This is a genomic window from Pedobacter sp. V48, from assembly GCF_000523515.1.
GTDB lineage: Bacteria > Bacteroidota > Bacteroidia > Sphingobacteriales > Sphingobacteriaceae > Pedobacter.
In genome coordinates this window covers 255,784-274,856 of record NZ_AWRU01000034.1, presented here as the reverse complement: position 1 = coordinate 274,856, position 19,073 = coordinate 255,784, and the positions used below count along the sequence as shown (strand labels likewise).

Genomic DNA, 19,073 nt, shown 5'->3' with positions numbered 1-19,073 from the left:
AATCAAAATAATGAATTTCATAGAAAAGCAACGAGACGAAAATAGTCCTTATACGCAGCTACTTATGCTCATTGGATACATAATAGCGGGCCTTTTTGCTTTTTCTATTATTGCGCTCGCAATTATAGTTGCCATGTATGGACTAGGATCGCTTACCGATCCTACAATACTTTCTGGTGGTGAAGAGAAATATCGTCCGGCATTACAAATTTTGCTGGCCGCTACTTCTATCGGAATGTTTTTGGCCCCACCCTTATTCCTAGCCTTAACAGAAAGAAGGAAAATAAATGTATTCTACGGTTTTAAAAAGCCAGAACCGAACCTTTTGCTCATCGTTTTATTAATTATGATAGTTTCTATGCCGATTATGGAGTGGACAGCCATGATTAATCAAAAAATGGTACTTCCCGATTACCTGAAATGGATAGAAACCTGGATGAGAGAGAAAGAAGACCAGGCCATGCAAACCACCCTGCTCCTGTTAAAAATGAAGCACATCAGCGAGCTTGTAGTTAACCTTTTGTTAATTGCATTATTACCAGGCATAGCAGAGGAATTGATGTTTAGAGGGGCTGTACAGCGTTCATTTTTAAGGATTTTTAAAAACCCACATGTCGCAATTTGGGCCTCGGCCTTCCTTTTCAGTGCTATACATTTACAGTTTTATGGTTTTTTACCACGGTTCTTATTGGGTGCCGGCTTCGGATATATCTATTATTGGAGTGGTAATTTATGGTACTCAATGTTAGCCCATTTTTTAAATAATGCTTATGCAGTATGTGTAGCATGGTATATGCAAAAAAACAATATACCTTTGTCTGAAGCAGACAATACAAGTCATTTTGCCTGGTATGGATACCTGATCAGTTTCATTTTAACGATTTTTGTATTCCAATTTTTTAAAAATAAAACATCAAAAACTTATGAGCAGCAATTGGATTAAGGTTTATGAAACGGAAGATCAATTTCAGGCTGAGATCCTTAAACAAGGATTAGAGGCAATTGATATCGATACCGTAGTATTAAACAAACAAGATTCATCTTACAAAACTTTTGGCATCTTAACAGTCCTAGTACATCCGGATGACTCCGAAAAAGCGAAGGAATACATTTTAGAAAATAATATTTAATGAAAACCAGAGCAATAACCGCGTTCTTTTTTACCATAGTGATGTTGGGATCCATCTTTTTAGGTGGCTATACCTTTACTTTTTTTTACCTGCTTTTAAGTCTTGCCGCGCTATTTGAATTCTTTAAACTAATCAAAACAGCGGGAATACGACCACACAGAAATATTGCACTTTTTGCTGCCACATTAATATTTTTAATGACCGCAGGATACCATTACCTGCAATTTGAAACCAAGTATCTGTTGCTTCTAGTTCCACTATTATTTTCAGTATTTATCAGCGAGCTCTATAAAAAAGATAAGATACCGTTTGCCAATATCTCCTATACTTTTGTAGGATTTGTATATGTAACAACCCCATTTTGTTTCTTTTATTCGCTCGGTTTTCTGGCTAGCAGCCCTGAATATAGCTTTCATTTACCGCTATCCTTTTTGCTGATGCTATGGGCCAATGATACAGGCGCTTACCTTTTTGGAATGAAATTCGGTAGAACACGACTTTTTGAGCGTCATTCCCCAAAAAAATCATGGGAAGGTTTCTTTGGAGGGATGTTTACCAGCGTGCTCGCATCTTACCTTATATCTTTACAATTTACAGAAATAAGCAGTTGGGTTTGGGCCGGAATGGCACTTTTAATAGCGAGCTTTGGCACACTTGGAGATCTTGTAGAATCAATGCTTAAACGAAGCCTTAACGTTAAGGATTCGGGCACTTTTTTGCCTGGACATGGTGGCCTGTTAGATCGGTTTGATGGCCTCTTGATTGCCGCCCCTGTGGTGTATACCTATTTGTATCTTTTGCTCCATTAATTTTAAAAAAATACCGCATTGATATCAGCCCTGAAAACAGTTGGGTTGTTACTTTGCCAAAATCAATAATGAACGCATATTAAATTCATATTAACACCGTGTTTTTGTGGTAAAACATGGGCTCAATATGGACTTTGAAAGGTTGTACTTAAGCTGAGGTCCTTAAACAACATCGCCCTAAATAAAAAAAACAGCTAAAAAACAATGATTTTGGGGATAAAATAGGCTAACGATTGGGGTTTTTTAATGGCTGAAGCAGATACTCCAGGCCATTAAGTTTAATCTCATAAAGTGTTGCAATCATCTCGCCAAGTTTTCCCGGAGGAAAACCTTCTTTATGAAACCAGATCAGATAAGATTCCGGAAGATCGCATATAATACGCCCTTTATATTTGCCAAATGGCATTTGCATAGTAACCAGATCTTTCAGTATTTGCGGATTCATTTCGCTTTAAATTAGTTAACCACCATTTCGAGCATTTCTACTGCTTCATCAACTGTGTTAAGGTTATCAAAAGCAATTCTTAAGCTGTCTTTAACTTCTTTTAAATTACATAGTCGGGGGTGGATTTGTGCAAAGTGCAATATTTTATTGAACATTGTTGAATCAAAGAACGAAGATTGCTTGTCTGTTATGAAATAGCCGCGCAGAGTGCCTTTTTTGAAGGTAATTTTTTCAAAAGCCAGTTTTTTGGCCACCCATTGCAATCTCAATACATTCAGCATGGTTTTAACTGGCCTTGGAACCGGGCCAAACCGATCTTTTAAACTTAGCTCAAATGCTTTTAACTGGGTTTCGTTTTCTATCTTAGAAAGCTCGGTGTATAGATTATACCGCTCGGTAATGTTGGTTACATAATCATCAGGAATGTATAATTCCAGATCGGTATCTATCTGTGTAAAGGTAACAAAAGGGCGTTCCGGTTCATCTTTAAACAGGCCTTTAAATTCGTCTGCTTTGAGCTCCTGTATGGCTTCATCAAGTATTTTGTGATACATTTCGAAACCTATTTCGGCAATAAAGCCACTTTGCTCTGCTCCTAACAGGTTTCCGCTGCCGCGGATGTCTAAATCCCTCATCGCGATGTTAAAGCCGCTCCCAAGGTCCGAGAACTCTTCTATTGCGCTAAGTCTTTTACGGGCCTCGGAGGTTAAGGTAGAAAGCGGAGGACTAAGCAGGTAACAGAATGCTTTTTTGTTAGACCGGCCTACCCTGCCACGCATCTGGTGCAGGTCGCTTAGCCCAAACATATGCGCATGGTTAATGATGATGGTATTTGCATTTGGAATGTCCAAACCGGCCTCAATTATTGTTGTGGCAACCAATACGTCCTTTTCGCCATTTATAAAATCAAGCATTACATCTTCGAGCGCGTCGCCATCAAGCTGCCCGTGGGCTATACCGATGCGTGCTTTTGGAACCAGGCGCTGTATTAAACCGCCCAACTGCGGGAGGTCGTTTACGCGGTTATGGATAAAGAATACCTGCCCGCCACGATCAAGTTCAAATTGAACGGCTTCCTGAATCAGTTTATCATTAAAAACGTGCAATTCTGTATTTACAGCTTGCCTATTTGGTGGCGGGGTGCTCATGATGGAAAGATCCCTCGCTCCCATTAACGAAAAATGGAGCGTACGTGGAATCGGCGTGGCGGTAAGGGTTAGGGTATCTACATTCACCCTCAGAGCCTTCAGCTTTTCTTTTGATGCTACACCGAATTTCTGTTCTTCATCGATGATCATGATGCCCAGATCTTTGAATTTTACATCCTTGCTCAGCAAACGGTGGGTACCAATAATGATATCTACTTTACCATCAACAACTGCCGCAAGTGTATCTTTTATCTGTTTGTTGGTTTTAAAACGGTTAATGTAGTCGACATTGCAGGGGAAGCCTTTTAAACGACCCGAGAAGGTTTTAAAGTGTTGTAATGCCAAAATGGTGGTAGGCACCAGTACTGCCGCTTGCTTGCCATTTGCAACGGCTTTAAAGGCAGCACGTATGGCGATCTCTGTTTTACCAAAACCTACATCGCCGCATACAAGCCTATCCATTGGGTGCGGGGCTTCCATGTCTTTTTTAACATCATTTGTGGCCTTTTCCTGATCCGGGGTATCTTCGTAAATGAAGGATGCTTCCAGTTCTGTTTCCAGATATCCATCTGGATCGAAGGCGGTACCAACCTGCGATTTTCTTAAGGCATATAGCTTAATCAGGTCGCGGGCTATGTCTTTAACTTTTTTTTTAGTGGTCTTTTTAAGCTTATCCCACGCTTCGGTACCTAGCTTATTCATTTTAGGGGCGGTACCGTCTTTTCCGCTGTATTTTGCAATGCGGTTTAGGGAATTGATGTTTACGTAAAGCAGGTCATTATCGGCATATACCAGTCTGATCATTTCCTGTGTTTTTCCGTTTACTTCTACCTTTTCCAGGCCGGCATATTTACCTATTCCATGGTCAATATGGGTCACAAAATCGCCCGGCTTTAAATCTCTGAGCTCTTTTAAAGTTATAGCCTGACTGCGTTGATAGCCTCTTTTAAGCTTGTATTTGTAAAAACGATCAAAAATCTGATGGTCTGTATAAAATGCCACGTGTTGCTGTGCGTCTACAAAACCTTCTCTTAAAGGGATGTTTACCGGGGTAAACTTTGCTGTTTTATCTATATCGTCTAATATGGCGTATAAACGTTCCGTTTGCTTGGTTGAGGAGCTGAAAATGAAGTTATGGATACCTTGCTTTTCATTTTCTTTGATGTTGTGAATAAGCAAGTTAAAGTCTTTATTAAAGGATGGCTGCGGTTTGGTTTCGAACTGAAAAACCTGGTCTGTTTTATAAAAAAATTGCTTCCCAAATTCAACCAGAAGAAAATCCTGGAGCATATCGGCGATCATTTTTTCGTCGGTAAAGGCAAATTTAGGATCAATCCAGTCTTGATTTTCCGCCTTTTCTTTTACCGGCAAAGCTTTCCAAAGCTCTACAGCCTTTTTGTACCCGGATTTAACAATGTCGAGAGTGAATTCTACATCTCTAAACCAAAGCTGAGTGTCTTTTTCTATATAGTCGAGCAAGCTGATGTTGCTTTCTGTAAGGTATTTTGATTGAACATTTGGGATGATGGTGAAAGTTTTTACATCTTCTACGGACAGCTGACTTTCTATTTCGAAGGTTCGGATGCTTTCTATTTCATCGCCAAAAAACTCGATACGATATGGCAGATCGTGTGAGAATGAAAAAATATCTACTATGCCGCCACGGATTGAAAACTGACCAGGCTCGTAAACGAAATCGGTACGGTTAAAATCGTAGTCTATCAGAAACTCATTTATGAAATCGATGCCCAGTTTAGCACCCAGACTAATTTCTAGGGTATTTTTTTCGAGAAGAGAACGGTTTATTACCTTTTCTGCAAGGGCTTCGGGGTATGTAACTACTATTTTTCCATATTCAGAATGGTGGTTTAGTTCGTTTAATACTTCGGCCCTGGCCAGTACATTTGCGGTATCAACCTGCGTAAATTCAAAAGCTTTGCGGAAGGAAGAAGGAAATAAAAGTACTTCTTTATCCAGAATACTTTCCAGATCTGCAAGAAAATAAGATGCCTCTTCCCTATCCGGTAACACAAATAAAATTGGTTTATGGAGCAGAAAATAAGTAGCTGTTGCAATTGTTGCATCGGCAGAACCAACTAGTCCTTTTAGCTGAAGTTTATTACCTTTGCCCGCATTAAGGGCTTTTGCCAATGCTACAATGCGTTCATCTGTTTTGTATCGATTAATCAGGTCGCGGATGTTCACAATGCAAATGTAAGATTTATGATTAGCTTTAGATGTAACAAAGTCTCTATTAATCAATCTAAGATAAAAAGAGGATAACATGAAAATGCTGAGCCGCATACCATTAGAACTCATTTTTTGGATAACGGCTTTAGTGTTGCTGGGATTAGCGCAACCACAGATACATGGCCATGAACATCACTTTACCCTTTGTCCGCTAGCAAACATGGGGATAGATTGGTGCCCGGGATGTGGAATTGGGAGAGCTTTAACGCAGCTGTTTCATGGTAATATTGCAGAGAGCATTAAGCTCCATTGGTTTGGAATACCTGCCCTGCTGATTATCGTATACAGGATTGTTGTGCTGATAAAATTAAGAGTTAACAGGAATAAAATTATAAAATATAAGGAGGAAGGATATGTTTGATTCACCATTTATGTCATTGCCGGGTATCACACCTCAGGAATATTCGTACTTGCAAACTGCAACTACAGGATTTAGTGAACAACAGTTGAGAGGGTTTTTAATGATTTACGGTAGTAAAAGAAGAAATCCGGACGATATGGTGCTGTATTGCATTTTAGGCTTCTTTGTGCCTGGATTACCAAGGTTTTTGGTAAACCAGATTGGTATGGGAGTGCTGTATTTCTTTACAGTTGGGTTATGTTTTATAGGAACGATTATCGATTTAATAAACCATAAGACCCTTGCTTTTGAATACAACCAGCGTATGGTGTTTGNAAAGYTNANAGATSGKWARAATGGGGAATATTCAATAGAATAGTACACTTCGTCATCTCGACGACAGGGCGCTTTAAAATAAAAAGAGATTGTACACGTGTTGAAGTGCAATCTCTTTTTATTTTAAAGCGAAATTTTGTTGTTCATATTGTAAATTTACATCTTATGAGGTTAGCGATTTTAATAAAGCATTTGGAAGAGTTTGCTCCATTGAACTATCAGGAAGATTATGATAATTCGGGGTTGCTGGTTGGAAATGCTGATCAAGACATACACGGGGCGCTTGTTGCCCTGGATTGCACGGAGGCTATTGTAGATGAAGCCATTGCTCAGAACTGTAATTTGATTATCACCCATCATCCTATCGTTTTTAAGGGGCTCAAAAAGCTTACAGGAAAAAACTATGTGGAGCGGGTCGTACTAAAAGCTATAAGGCATAATATTGCGCTTTATGCTATTCATACAAACCTGGATCATGTAAAATATGGTGTTAACGGGGTCATTAGTCAGCGCCTGGGATTAAAAAATATTAAAATATTAAGTCCGAAAACATCACTGTTAAAAAAATTGGTGACATTTTGTCCGACTGCTCAGGCTGCTCAGGTAAGATCAGCTTTGTTTGAAGCAGGAGCTGGCCGCATTGGTAATTACAGTGAGTGCAGTTTTAATGCCGAAGGCACCGGAACGTTTAAGGCCGGAGCGGATACGGATCCCTTTGTTGGCGAACAAGGTGTTCAGCACCACGAGTCAGAGGTAAGAATAGAAACTGTTTTTTTTGCTCAGAACGAGAGAAAAGTGCTGTTGGCCTTGTTTGAAAATCATCCTTACGAGGAGGTTGCCTATGATATTTATCCTTTGGAAAACAGGTTAGATACAGTTGGAGCAGGAATGGTTGGCTGGCTGGAACACGAAATGGATGGGAAAGACTTTTTGCATTTAGTTAAAGACAGAATGGATGCCGAAGTTATAAGACATACTAAATTGCTGCCTAAAAAGATTAAAAAGGTGGCTGTTTGTGGCGGATCGGGCAGTTTTTTGCTTAAAGAGGCCATTGCAACCGGTGCCGACGCTTTTGTGACGGCAGATTTTAAATACCATGAGTTTTTTGATGCCGATGAAAAATTGGTTATCGCTGATATCGGACACTTTGAAAGTGAACAATTTACATCTAATTTGTTGATAGATATTATTCAAGAAAAATTTCCTAACTTTGCAATCCGTTTAACGGAGCATAACACAAACCCCATAAATTATTTCATTTAATGGAACAAACTGTAGAGCAAAAGCTAAAAGCTTTATACGAATTACAAACTCTTCATACTAAGATCGATAAAATACGTCAGATACGTGGTGAATTACCAATGGAAGTGGCTGACCTTGAAGATGAGGTTGAAGGACTGGAAACACGTATACAAAAATTCAAAAGTGAATTGGATGATACTGAAGACGCCATTGTAACGCGTAAAAATATGATTAAGGAAGCTCAAGGCCTGATCAAAAAATACGAGACCCAATTAAAAGATGTTAAAAACAATCGTGAATATGATGCTTTAACTAAGGAGGTTGAGATTCAGACGCTTGAGATCCAGGTTTGCGAGAAAAAGATCAGAGAGTTTGGTTTTGATATCACTCAAAAAACTGAAGTTTACGAAAAAGCACTTGCTGATTTAGAGTCAAGAAGAAAAGATCTTGATATTAAAAAAGGAGAGCTGCAAACAATTACGGCTGAAACTGAAAAAGAAGAGCAGTCGTTGAGTAAAAAAGCTGAAAAAGCTGAAACTCAAATTGAAGACAGACTTTTAACTGCATATAAGAGATTAAGAGGAAATGCTAATAACGGCCTTGCTGTTGTTACTATCGATCGTGATTCATGTTCGGGTTGTTTTAATCAGATTCCTCCTCAACGTCAATTGGACATCCGTCAACGCAAAAAAATCATCGTTTGTGAGCATTGCGGAAGGATCTTAGTTGATGAGGCGCTTACGCAGGAAGAGTTGCCGGCATARCWCKYSCKRTCWTWNCTGAAATAAGGTCAGATTGACGGGAGTAAAAAAGAAGGTGTATCATATGACAATGATACACCTTCTTTTTTGTGGAAGAATTTTTGCTTGCAGCAAAGCATTAAGATTTAGTAAATCCTTGCCTTAGTTATGAATATGATTTCCGGTTCTGTATATAAATGTGTGCTGATCGTTTTTTTGTTGTTTTCGCCAACGGTTATTTACGCAAATTTCGACTTTAATACCAACTGCTTAAAGGCTTATCAAAACATATTTGAGCTTAAGCTAAGCGCCGCCAGAAAACTGATTGCTGCCGAGAAAAAGATTCATCCTGATAATGGAATAGTGCCTTTACTGGAAAACTATGTTGATTATTTTTATTTGCTCACTACAGAAAGCAAGGCGGACTTTGACAAGTTAAAGGAAAATAAATCTACACGGTTAGATCAAATCGCTGATGGCGACAAGTCGTCTCCATACTATTTATACGCACAGGCCGAGATAAACTTACAATGGGCTTTAATTAGAGGGCGATACGGCGAATATTTTACTGCCGCAAGGGAAATTAAAAAGGCCAACGGCTTATTACAGGATAACAACAAGAAGTTTCCGGCATTTACCCTAAATTCAAAAGGGTTAGGACTGATCAATGCTTTTTTGGGTAACCTGCCAGACGGAATTTTGAAGAGTACACTTTCTACGTTCGGTATAAAAGGGAATCTTCAAAGCGGAATAGCAATGCTAGATAAGTTGTCCGAAAGCTTGCCCAAATCTAAATTTGAGCCATTCTATGAAGAAGTGGTGTTCTATTATGTGTTTGTGTTAAACGACATAGCACATAGCCCTTCGGCCTATAGCAAAACAATGAAATACACCTCCGGAATTGCAGAGAGTAGTCTGTTAAAAACATATTTGCAGGCATTGGTTTGCTCAAAGAACGGTCATAATGATGAGGCCATCAGTATTTTAAATAACAGGCCAACAGGAGCAGAGTATCAATCTTTTCCTTATTTGGAGTTTTTGCTGGGTGCTGCAAAGCTTAATAAACTTGATTATTCGTCTGGCCAGAACTTTAACCGGTTTCTGCAGCTTAATAAAGGCGCTAATTACATTAAAGATGCAAACCTGCACTTAGGCTGGGTCTTCTTACTAAAAGGCGATACAGGGGCTTATACTGCATTTATGAACAAGGTTAAGTCGACCGGCTATACTTATCAGGAAAAGGATAAGCAGGCGCTTAATGAAGCGGGCGAATCTATGCCAAATAAAGACCTTTTAAAAGCCAGGTTATTATTTGATGGGGGCTATTATAATAAAGCGCTGGAAGAGCTAAAAGACAGTAAAGGGGATAGCTTTGCCTCTGCCAGGGATAAAACTGAATACTATTATCGCCTGGGGCGTATAAATGATGAGCTTGGAAAGGACGATATAGCGCTTACCAATTACCAGAATGCCATTAATACAGGAAAAAACCTGAAATACTACTTTGCAGCAAATTCTGCATTGCAGATTGGCAAGATTTACGAGAAGAAAGCAAACTTCTCAAAGGCTAAAGCTTTTTTCAATGTTGCAATTCAAATGAAAAACCACGATTATGAAAGCAGTATTGAAACACAGGCAAAAGCCGGTATCAAGAGAATTGACAAAAATGCTGACTAAAGTTGTAGCTTAAAAACGATAAACAAACGCATTGATGTGCATGCCGGCGCCTACAGATGCAAATACGGCGTATTCACCTTTCTTTACTTTATAGCCTTCTACCTTTTCTTTTAGAACTAGGTCTAGCAGTGTCGGTATAGTAGCTACAGAGCTATTTCCTAACCATGAAATGGTCATAGGAACAAGGTTTTCGGGCACAGTATCCAAATCATAAAGCTTAAATAAGCGTTTCATAATAGCGGTATCCATTTTCCCGTTAGCCTGATGTATGAAAACAATTTTAACGTCTTTAATGTCTATTTCTGCTTTATCTATAGCCTTTTTAACGACTTGAGGAACGTTTATAACGGCAAACTCATAGAGCTTACGGCCATTCATTTTAAGGTAAGTATTACCATTGCGTTCGCTCGGGTTGTTGCTTTTGCCCATTACCAATAAGGAGCCATAATCAACCGCATAGGTTTGTGTTTTATGTGCAACGATGCCTAAAGGGTTTTCGGATTCCTGAGCTTCAAAAATAACGGCTGCCGCACCATCAGAGAAGATCATGCTGTCGCGGTCATGGGGGTCGGTTATTCTGGAAAGCGTTTCTGCGCCAATAACCATTACTCTTTTTGCATCACCACTTTGAATGAGATAATTGGCTTGTATTGCGCCCTGAACCCATCCCGGGCAACCAAAGATGATATCATAGGCAACACAATCGGGATTTAAGATATGCAGGGTTTGCTTTACCTTGGCGGCCAAAGAAGGAAGGATATCCATTCTGTTGCTGCCGCTTTTTACGTCTCCAAAGTTATGGCAGAATATGATGTGATCCAGCGTTTCCTTGTCTATTCCTGCGTCGTCAATTGCACGTTGAGCAGCGATAGCCGCAATGTCACTATTTACGATGTTGTCATCAACATAGCGTCTCTCGAGAATCTCTGTGATCTCTGCGAATTTATTTATTACTTCATTGATGTCTTTTTCTAAAACCACTCCATTATCGTAAAATGTGGAGGTTAAAAAAGAGTCGCCAGAAATGACGTTTTCGGGAATATAGCTACCTGTACCTGTAATAACCGAGTGTAAGTTTGTTTTATTGCTCATTATGAACCGCAGACTGTTTTGGTATACAGTATAAAAATAGAACTATTATATTAGAAATAAAAATTTTAAGAGAAATCTTCAATTAAAAATACAAATAATTCTTTTGGTCCGTGTGCTCCAAGAACCAATGTTTTTTCAATATCTGCTGTTCTGCTTGGTCCTGTAATGGTGCTGATCATTGATGGGATTTGACTGCCGTATTTGTCTTTAATGAGCTTAAAAGCATCTTTCAGGTCCATTACAAGCTGCCCTGTTCTGGCAATAACAATGTGATGATGCGGGAAGATACTAAGTCTGCGACCGGCTGCGTTTTGGTTTGAAACCATTACAGAGCCATTGCGCGCGATCAGCGCTTCACACAGGGTGATCCCGACTTCGGCAAGGTCAAAATCTTTGTCTGTTTTATAAAAAGGAAATTCGTATTCTGTTAAAAGTTCTTGTAATTCCGGCTCCCAGCAGTATATTTTGCGCCAGTTAAAGCGGTCTGCAAGCTGGAGGATGTTTTCAATAAACTCTATACCGTTTTCGCAGTAGATGAAATTGCCGGAAACGGCGGTAAGTTGTTCTGCAAATAATACCTCCGGATACTCTGTATTTTCTGTATACAGCGGGGTATCTTCTAAATTTGGATAAGGGTTGTCTCTTTTTTCAAGAAGCGCCTTCCTTATCTTTTTCAGCATTAACTCTTTGGAGGAAATATTTTCTTGCATAAAAAAAGGGATTTGCAGCCATTTCGTTTATTGCGAAATGGCTGCCCCATAAATATTGTAATTAAGACTCTGTAGTAGTTGGCGTGATAGAAGCTGCAGGATCTGTAGTTTCGCCAACACCTTCATGTAAAAGGCCTTCTGCTGCAGGTTTTTGATCGCCTGTACCGTTTACAAACTCATCGTAAGTAGTACGGTTGTCAAAAGGACGTTTTCCTAAGATTTCTTCTAAATCTGCCTGGAAAAGAATCTCTTTTTCTATTAGTTTCTGAGCAAGCTTTTCTAGGCCATCTCTTTTATCTGTCAATAATTGTTTCGTTCTGTCGTAAACTTGTGAAATAAGGATACGTACTTCATGGTCAATCATTTCAGATGTTTTCTCTGAGTATGGCTTATTAAAGTTATACTCATTTTGAGGATCGTGGAATGACACGTTACCAATAGTGCTGTTCATACCGTATATGGTAACCATTGCGTATGATAACTTGGTAATTCTTTCAAGGTCATTTTGAGCTCCTGTAGAGATTTTACCGAACACAATGTCTTCAGCTACTCTTCCACCCATTGTCATACACATACCATCAGTTAATTGCTCTGTAGTATATAAAAACTGCTCTTTAGGTAAGTATTGTGCGTATCCTAAAGCAGCAACACCACGAGGAACTATAGATACTTTTACAAGTGGATCTGCATGTTCCAGGAACCATCCTGCAATTGCGTGACCAGCCTCGTGATAAGCAACGATTCTTTTTTCTTCTGGTGAAATGATTTTGTTTTTCTTCTCTAAACCACCGATAACACGGTCAATTGCATCCTGGAAGTCTTGCATGTCAACGCTTTCTTTATTGCGACGGGCTGCGATAAGTGCGGCCTCGTTACAAACGTTGGCAATTTCTGCTCCGGCAAAGCCCGGAGTTTGCGCAGAAAGTTTTTTAGCATCAACTTCCTGAGATGTTTTAATAGGGGTAAGGTGAACTTTAAAGATCTGCTCACGACCAACCAAATCAGGTTTGTCTATAGAGATTTGTCTGTCAAACCTTCCCGGTCTTAACAAGGCCGTATCCAATACGTCAGGCCTGTTGGTAGCAGCAAGGATAATGATACCAGAATCGGTACCAAAACCATCCATTTCAACCAATAGCTGATTTAGTGTGTTTTCACGCTCATCATTACCACCCATCATACTGTTTTTACCACGGGCACGACCGATCGCATCAACCTCATCAATAAAGATGATACATGGTGCCTTGTCTTTAGCCTGTTTAAACAAATCACGTACACGTGATGCTCCAACACCCACAAACATTTCTACGAAATCAGAACCTGAAAGTGAGAAGAAAGGAACTTGCGCTTCGCCGGCAACGGCTTTGGCTAATAATGTTTTACCGGTTCCCGGAGAGCCTACTAATAATGCTCCTTTAGGTATTTTACCACCGAGATTGGTGTATTTTTTAGGGTTTTTAAGGAAATCTACAATTTCCATTACCTCTTGTTTTGCTTCTTCGAGGCCGGCAACATCATTAAATGTTACGTTTACCTGGCTTTCCTTGTCGAACAGGGTTGCTTTAGATTTCCCGATATTGAAAATCTGACCACCACCACCACCTGCACCACCGCCCATACGACGCATAATAAAGATCCAGAAGCCAATGAACAATAGAACAGGGATAATTACCGTGAAGAACCACGAGTTAAATGAACTTTGTCTGGTTTCTTTTTCTGCTAAAATCTGCTGATCGGGGGGAAGGTTTTTCTGAGATTCCTTTAATTGTGTATCAAGCGCGTCCATTGATCCGGCCGTAAAATAAGCTATAGGGCCAGTGTTTGTTCCAAAATTACTTTTGTTTTGGTACTCTTTATACTTAGGCTGATTTAGCTTGTCTTTTTTAATGTATACCTCAATTTTTACAAGATCTTCGTGCTTATATGCTACTAGTTTTTGTACATCACCTGGTAAAAGCATTTCTTTTTCAAAAACGCGGTAGGTAATTGGTTTGCTGGTATCGGCATTGAATAGGAACTGCAATAAAATCAGTCCTAAAATAATTGCTGCGTAAACCCAAAAAATATTGAATTTTGAACCTTTTTGAGGCTTCTTCGGAATATTTGGAATTCTCTTTATTAGTTTGGGTTTTGTATTCGGGTTCTCTTTCATCGTTATATCAAAAAATGTGGAAGTAAATGATTATGCGCTTTTATAGGAGGTTGCCTGGGCATCGCCCCATAGGTCTTCTATCCCATAAAAGTCTCGCTTTTCAGTTTTAAATATGTGGACAACAACATCAAAATAATCCAGGATTATCCACTCAGCAGCATCTTGTCCTTCTTTGCGCCAAGGATTTGTTTGGGTATTTTTATAGATTTCTTCTTCTACGCTATCGGCAATGGCCTTAACCTGAGTGGCTGAATTAGCGCTGCAGATAATAAAATAGTCAGAAACGGAACTGTTTAGATCTCTTAGGTCCAGGCGGACAATATCATTGCCTTTTTTTTCCTGTATGCCGTGTACGGCTATTTCTGAGAGGTATGTAGAAAGGTTTACAATTTTCTTTTTTACCATTAAAATGTTTTAATTTTGATAAACAAATATACAATCAACACTTGCAAAATAACACTTTTTCAACATTATTTGTTGGTCAAAATCTTATCAGATTATCAGCGGTTGATTCTACTAATAACTTTTTGAAGTTGATGGTGTCAAAATCCGAGCCATTACCGGAAGGGACTGTTATTATGGCAGATAACCAATTTGCGGGCCGAGGACAACAGGAAAACACCTGGTACAGCGAGCCTGGATTAAATCTTACGTTCAGCATCTTTCTAACACCGGCATTTCTACCCATAAACAAGCAATTTATGCTAAATATAGCGGTTAGTAATGGCATTAACAAGGCTTTAAGGCGCTTTGTAAAGGATGGGATAACGATTAAGTGGCCTAATGATATTTACTATAATGACAGTAAAATAGGAGGGGTTTTAATTGAAAACAGCCTGTCTGGGAACCGTTTTAAATCGAGCATTGTTGGCATAGGAATGAATGTTAACCAGCAAAAATTTGATATTGAGAAGACCAAAGTAGCAACATCGTTATATGAAATTTTACAGCACGATGTTAATTTAATTGAGCTATTAGCTGAAATTTGCAGTCATATTGAAAGTCAGTACCTCAAATTGAAAGCAGGAAATTACAATAGCCTGATGAAAGAGTACCTTGAAAACCTATACCGATTTAACAAATTGGGTTTTTACAGACAGAATGGCGAGGTTTTTGAAGCTACAATAACCGGAATTACAGAGGCCGGACAATTGGTTCTTTTAACCTCAGGAAAGGAAAGAATATATAACTTTAAAGAGGTTGAATTTTTAACGGATAAAGAATATAAAAATTAAAAAACAATTACAGATGAAAAGAATAAGTTTGGTATTAACATTAGTCTTATTTACAGTGCTAGGAGCAGTAGCTCAAATTGAAAAACCTGTAACATGGGCTTACGCAGCTAAGAAAGTGAGTAAAACGGAAGCAATACTTTATATTAAAGCGAATATTGAAGATGGATGGCATATTTATTCTCAAAATTTGAAACCAGGCGGGCCAAGTAAAACTACATTTACTTTTAGTCCATCTAGTGATTATGCACTTAATGGAAAGACTACAGAGCCTAAGGCTATAAACTATTACGATGAGAATTTTAAAATGAACGTTAGCTATTTTGGCGACGGCGTTACATTTCAGCAAAAAATCAAGTTGAATAAAGGTGCTACTACCGTGAAGGGAAAAGTAGAATTTATGGTATGTAACGATAAACAGTGTTTGCCTCCTGAAGAAGTAAGCTTCAGCATTCCGGTAAAGTAAGCTGATACGGATAGAGAAAAGGGTGTTTTGAGTTTTCAGAGTACCCTTTTTTCATTTAAAGGGTTTTAAGGGATTATTAGCTGATAGTAAAATTAACACTTTAGCAGTTACAACACCGTCTTTAAATAAAAAATTATAAGTAATTTCACGCCCTCATCATGAAAATGAATATAATGGCGGGGTTTTTCATGGTTTTAAATAGGTAATCGGAATGCGGATGAAAAAAACACTTTTAATACTGAGCTTGTTCTTTCTTTTTGTTGTAACAATAACGGGGCATGGATTTGCCGCTACTCAGGTTCAGGATTCGACCGGAACGGATGATCTGGTTTTTACTGAGGTTGGTTCTGCTCAGGATAGTGCAGTAAACAACATGGTAAAAGACACTGTAAAAAAGGATGCTATAGCGCAGAGCGCAACTGTAGATCATGCCCAGGATAAGTCGGCTACAGCGGTTTTATCTGATGAGGCTGATCATAAGAAAACACTTTGGCAAACTTTTATTGCCGGTCTTGTTGGTGGGTTTTTAGCGTTTTTAATGCCTTGTATTTTTCCAATGGTGCCGCTAACCATAAGTTATTTTACCAAAAGGGCAGGCAGCAAGAATAAAGGAATTGGACAGGCGATTATTTATGGCCTCTCTATTATTGTTATTTATGTTGCTTTTGGGCTGTTAATTACGGTATTATTTGGATCGGCCGGCTTAAATGCGTTGAGTAGTAGCGGACTGTTTAATTTCTTCTTCTTTATTCTACTGGTCGTTTTTGCCATCTCCTTTTTCGGTGCATTTGAGATTACATTGCCAAGTTCTTTCGTTAATAAAATTGACAATAAGGCCGATAACAGTAAAGGTTTAGGAGGTATCTTTTTTATGGCGGCTTCTCTTGCCTTGGTTTCCTTTTCATGCACAGGACCTATTATAGGAACCTTGCTTGTAGATGCGAGTTCAAAAGGTGAGTTGCTTGCGCCGGCCGTAGGAATGTTTGGCTTTTCGTTGGCATTGGCTCTTCCATTTACTTTGTCGGCAATCTTCCCTGGCTTTTTAAGCAGCATGCCTAAATCAGGTGGATGGTTGAATAGTGTGAAGGTTTGCCTAGGTTTCCTTGAGCTTGCCTTAGCGCTGAAATTCCTTTCTGCTGCAGATTTAGTTTGGCATTGGGAATGGTTCGATCGTGAGGTGTTCCTGGTAGTATGGATCGTGATTTTCTTCTTAATGGGTATTTATTTATTAGGGAAACTCAAATTTTCGCACGATAGTGATCTGCCATATGTATCCGTACCACGATTATTCCTTGCCATACTTTCGTTTTCTTTTGCCATTTATATGGTGCCTGGTTTATGGGGTGCTCCGGTAAGTGTTTTGAGTGGCCTTGCGCCTCCAATGAATACTCAGGATTTTATCCTTAACGGAAACGGCTCGTCGCAATCAAAAGTGGATACCGAGTTTCCGTCTAAAGTGAAATACGATGATGTATTTAAAAAACCAATTGGTTTTACTCCGTTTTTCGATCTGGAAGAAGGTTTGGCTTATGCTAAAAAGGTAAACAAACCGGTTATGATAGACTTTACAGGCTGGGCATGTGTAAACTGTCGCAAAATGGAGGATAAAGTCTGGATAGATGCGGAGGTAGGACGTGTAATCAACGAATACGTATTGATACAGCTTTATGTGGATGAACGTAAAATTAAAATGCCGAAGGAAAAAGTTCATTATTCGGAGATTCTGAGGACAACGACAGATGATCTGGGGAAGTGGAACGGTGATTTCCAGGCTACAAAATATGGATCTAACTCTCAGCCATTCTATGTATTGGCGGGACATGACCTAATTCCCTTAGTTAAACCACAGGGGGCAATTTTTGATGCAAAAGAATATGCTGCATATTTACGAAGTGGTTTAGATAAATTCAAACAAGCTGAAAAACCAAATGAATAAGATTAAAAACATAGGTGTATTAACATCTGGAGGCGATGCTCCCGGAATGAACGCTGCAATACGAGCGGTAGTAAGGGCAGCAATTTACTACGATTTAAACGTTACGGGTATTTTAAGAGGCTACGAAGGACTGGTGAATGGGGACTTTATTGAGATGGACCGCAAGTCTGTAGCAAATATCATCCAACGTGGGGGAACGATTTTGAAAACGGCAAGGAGTGATTCATTCCGAACCAAAGAAGGAAGACAACAGGCGTACAATCAATTAAAGAAAAATAACATAGATGCATTAATTGTTATTGGTGGTGATGGTACTTTTACAGGAGCAGATTTGTTTACTCATGAGTTTGATTTCCCTGTGATAGGTTTACCTGGAACTATTGACAATGATCTGGAAGGAACCGATTTTACGATAGGTTATGACACGGCAATTAATACGGTTATTAATGCTGTTGATAAGATTAGAGATACAGCAGAGTCACACGACCGTTTATTTATTGTTGAAGTGATGGGCCGTGATTCTGGTCTTATTGCTTTGAGAAGTGGAATAGGAGTAGGTGCAGAGGCTATTATGATCCCTGAAGCAAATATGGGCATTGATGGTTTGGTTACCAGACTTGAGACCGGACGTAAGGATAAGGCATCTAAAATAATTATCGTTGCCGAAGGTGATGAGATTGGTGGCGGCTTTAATGTTGGCGAGGTTCTGAAAGAGAAATTCCCGGCATATGACATCAGGGTTTCTGTATTGGGCCATATTCAGCGCGGCGGTAAACCAAGTTGTATGGATAGGGTTTTGGCTAGCCGTTTAGGTGTGGTTGCTGTAGAAGGGATCTTAGCCGGACAAACAGGCGTAATGGTTGGGCAAAAGAATAAAGAGATTGTTTTTACGCCATTTAATCATGCTATTAAGCATATTGATGCGAAAGAAATAAGTCCTGCCTGGTTAAAACTGGTAGAGATATTGTCGTTATAACAAAACAAAAGGCCCTAAATTTTAGGGCCTTTTGTTTTGTTATTCTATTACTACAGCAGTTCCTGTTGCCGCAACCATTAACATGCTGCCGCCGCTGCCTACTGTTTCATAATCTAAATCTACTCCGATTATGGCATTGGCACCCATTGCGGCTGCATATTGCTGCATTTCATTAATTGCAGTGTTCTTGCCTTCTCTTAATACTTGTTCATACGATCCCGATCTGCCTCCAACGATGTCTCGTATTCCGGCAAAAAGATCTTTAAAAATATTGGCACCGATAATGGTTTCGCCACTTACAAGGCCTATGTATTTAACTACTTTTTTGCCTTCTACTGAATTGGTTGTTGTAATTAGCATCTTTTAATTGGTTTTTAGGTTTGATGATGATT

At 39.2% G+C, this 19,073-nt stretch carries 19 protein-coding genes; 12 read left to right on the top strand and 7 right to left on the bottom strand.

Annotated elements, in window-relative coordinates:
- Window positions 1–10: 10 nt before the first annotated feature.
- Genes N824_RS26600 through N824_RS26590 form a run of 3 tightly spaced genes read left to right on the top strand, consistent with a single transcriptional unit; the run spans window position 11 to window position 1,939 of the window.
- Window positions 11–943: a CPBP family intramembrane glutamic endopeptidase gene (locus tag N824_RS26600; protein ID WP_048908130.1), complete on the top strand. Its 933-nt coding sequence runs from the start codon at window positions 11–13 to the stop codon at window positions 941–943.
- Window positions 924–1,130 carry a DUF2007 domain-containing protein gene (locus tag N824_RS26595; RefSeq protein ID WP_048908129.1) on the top strand — a complete coding sequence of 69 codons (207 nt, stop codon included), beginning with the start codon at window positions 924–926 and terminating at the stop codon, window positions 1,128–1,130. Before N824_RS26600 ends, N824_RS26595 begins: the two co-directional genes overlap by 20 nt.
- Window positions 1,130–1,939 carry a phosphatidate cytidylyltransferase gene (locus N824_RS26590; protein WP_048908128.1) on the top strand — a complete coding sequence of 270 codons (810 nt, stop codon included), beginning with the start codon at window positions 1,130–1,132 and terminating at the stop codon, window positions 1,937–1,939. The genes N824_RS26595 and N824_RS26590 overlap by 1 nt, the downstream gene beginning before the upstream one ends.
- Before the next feature lie 226 nt (window positions 1,940–2,165).
- On the opposite strand, the gene N824_RS26585 is transcribed toward N824_RS26590, so the two are convergent.
- On the bottom strand, window positions 2,166–2,384 hold the full coding sequence (locus N824_RS26585; protein WP_048908127.1) for a DUF3820 family protein: 219 nt from the start codon (window positions 2,382–2,384) through the stop codon (window positions 2,166–2,168).
- A gap of 11 nt (window positions 2,385–2,395) precedes the next feature.
- The gene (gene mfd, locus N824_RS26580; protein ID WP_048908361.1) at window positions 2,396–5,737 is read right to left on the bottom strand and encodes a transcription-repair coupling factor; all 3,342 of its coding nucleotides are present in this window, start codon (window positions 5,735–5,737) and stop codon (window positions 2,396–2,398) included.
- Window positions 5,738–5,816: 79 nt separating this feature from the next.
- Between mfd and N824_RS26575 the strand changes: the two genes are divergently transcribed.
- From N824_RS26575 to N824_RS26555, 5 genes are all read left to right on the top strand, one after another.
- Complete coding sequence (locus N824_RS26575) at window positions 5,817–6,143, top strand: DUF2752 domain-containing protein (protein WP_048908126.1); 327 nt, start codon at window positions 5,817–5,819, stop codon at window positions 6,141–6,143.
- Window positions 6,136–6,501 (top strand): TM2 domain-containing protein, encoded by a 366-nt coding sequence (locus N824_RS26570; protein ID WP_084498469.1) that lies wholly within the window; start codon window positions 6,136–6,138, stop codon window positions 6,499–6,501. Before N824_RS26575 ends, N824_RS26570 begins: the two co-directional genes overlap by 8 nt.
- 122 nt (window positions 6,502–6,623) lie before the next feature.
- Window positions 6,624–7,721 (top strand): Nif3-like dinuclear metal center hexameric protein, encoded by a 1,098-nt coding sequence (locus N824_RS26565; RefSeq protein WP_048908125.1) that lies wholly within the window; start codon window positions 6,624–6,626, stop codon window positions 7,719–7,721.
- A complete protein-coding gene (locus N824_RS26560) occupies window positions 7,721–8,464 on the top strand; it encodes a zinc ribbon domain-containing protein (RefSeq protein ID WP_048908124.1) in 744 nt (247 codons plus the stop codon). Before N824_RS26565 ends, N824_RS26560 begins: the two co-directional genes overlap by 1 nt.
- Before the next feature lie 144 nt (window positions 8,465–8,608).
- Window positions 8,609–10,117, top strand: coding sequence for a tetratricopeptide repeat protein (locus tag N824_RS26555; RefSeq protein ID WP_235207321.1), 1,509 nt, complete (start codon window positions 8,609–8,611; stop codon window positions 10,115–10,117).
- A 9-nt stretch (window positions 10,118–10,126) separates the two neighbouring features.
- On the opposite strand, the gene N824_RS26550 is transcribed toward N824_RS26555, so the two are convergent.
- From N824_RS26550 to rsfS, 4 genes are all read right to left on the bottom strand, one after another.
- On the bottom strand, window positions 10,127–11,209 hold the full coding sequence (locus N824_RS26550; protein ID WP_048908123.1) for a 3-oxoacyl-ACP synthase III family protein: 1,083 nt from the start codon (window positions 11,207–11,209) through the stop codon (window positions 10,127–10,129).
- A gap of 65 nt (window positions 11,210–11,274) precedes the next feature.
- Complete coding sequence (locus N824_RS26545) at window positions 11,275–11,919, bottom strand: lactate utilization protein (RefSeq protein ID WP_048908122.1); 645 nt, start codon at window positions 11,917–11,919, stop codon at window positions 11,275–11,277.
- A gap of 61 nt (window positions 11,920–11,980) precedes the next feature.
- Window positions 11,981–14,071: an ATP-dependent zinc metalloprotease FtsH gene (gene ftsH / locus N824_RS26540; protein ID WP_048908121.1), complete on the bottom strand. Its 2,091-nt coding sequence runs from the start codon at window positions 14,069–14,071 to the stop codon at window positions 11,981–11,983.
- Between the two features lie 30 nt (window positions 14,072–14,101).
- Entirely contained in the window at window positions 14,102–14,476 is a 375-nt protein-coding gene (rsfS, locus tag N824_RS26535) for a ribosome silencing factor (RefSeq protein WP_048908120.1), read from the bottom strand.
- A gap of 41 nt (window positions 14,477–14,517) precedes the next feature.
- Between rsfS and N824_RS26530 the strand changes: the two genes are divergently transcribed.
- The 4 genes from N824_RS26530 to pfkA all read left to right on the top strand — a co-directional run bounded on the left by N824_RS26530 (window position 14,518) and on the right by pfkA (window position 18,681).
- A complete protein-coding gene (locus tag N824_RS26530) occupies window positions 14,518–15,306 on the top strand; it encodes a biotin--[acetyl-CoA-carboxylase] ligase (protein WP_048908119.1) in 789 nt (262 codons plus the stop codon).
- A 13-nt stretch (window positions 15,307–15,319) separates the two neighbouring features.
- Complete coding sequence (locus N824_RS26525) at window positions 15,320–15,769, top strand: protein-disulfide reductase DsbD N-terminal domain-containing protein (protein ID WP_048908118.1); 450 nt, start codon at window positions 15,320–15,322, stop codon at window positions 15,767–15,769.
- A gap of 217 nt (window positions 15,770–15,986) precedes the next feature.
- Window positions 15,987–17,705: a protein-disulfide reductase DsbD gene (locus N824_RS26520; RefSeq protein WP_048908117.1), complete on the top strand. Its 1,719-nt coding sequence runs from the start codon at window positions 15,987–15,989 to the stop codon at window positions 17,703–17,705.
- The gene (gene pfkA, locus N824_RS26515; protein WP_048908116.1) at window positions 17,698–18,681 is read left to right on the top strand and encodes a 6-phosphofructokinase; all 984 of its coding nucleotides are present in this window, start codon (window positions 17,698–17,700) and stop codon (window positions 18,679–18,681) included. The genes N824_RS26520 and pfkA overlap by 8 nt, the downstream gene beginning before the upstream one ends.
- A gap of 39 nt (window positions 18,682–18,720) precedes the next feature.
- Here pfkA and N824_RS26510 read toward each other — a convergent pair whose 3' ends face one another.
- On the bottom strand, window positions 18,721–19,041 hold the full coding sequence (locus N824_RS26510; protein WP_048908115.1) for a YbjQ family protein: 321 nt from the start codon (window positions 19,039–19,041) through the stop codon (window positions 18,721–18,723).
- Window positions 19,042–19,073 lie beyond the last annotated feature (32 nt).